1 pseudogene is annotated in these 478 nt (G+C 45.6%); it reads right to left on the bottom strand.

The window, feature by feature from the left end:
- Positions 1-478, bottom strand: a pseudogene (locus tag A3762_RS27155) (hypothetical protein); the annotation flags it as partial.

Below are 478 nucleotides of genomic sequence, written 5' to 3'. Positions count from 1 at the left end.
TGGCAATATTCTCAATGGTCGTACCAGAACCCACTGATGCTAGAGAAAGGCCATTGAGCTCCTTGTCTTTTTCAACTTCAAAACCTGAGTATTTGATAACGACATACTTCAACACGCCGCTATTGTCGCTAGGATTCGCAACGCCATTGATTGGGCCATATTTTTGAGTCCCTGCTTCGTATGTACGCTCACCTTTGTTATTTTCAGATGAGCCAAGAATGGTTAAACCACCCCATTGGCCTTGATCGTTCTGGCTCGCAGTGCCTGCAACATCCTGCGCTGAAGTAAAGATGATAGGGTTATCTGCAGTTCCTTCTGCGTTAATCGTCGCACCACGATTAATCGCTAAATAAGATGCTCCCGTTGCACCATACAAAGTAGTGCCAGCAGGAATAGTGAGCGTCGTGCCGTCTAGGAAGTTTACTTCGCCATCAATTCGGTATGTTTGACCCGCAATTAATGTTACGTCTTCTGAGAA

Source organism: Oleiphilus sp. HI0125 (assembly GCF_001635355.1).
This window is presented reverse-complemented; position numbering and strand designations above follow the sequence as displayed.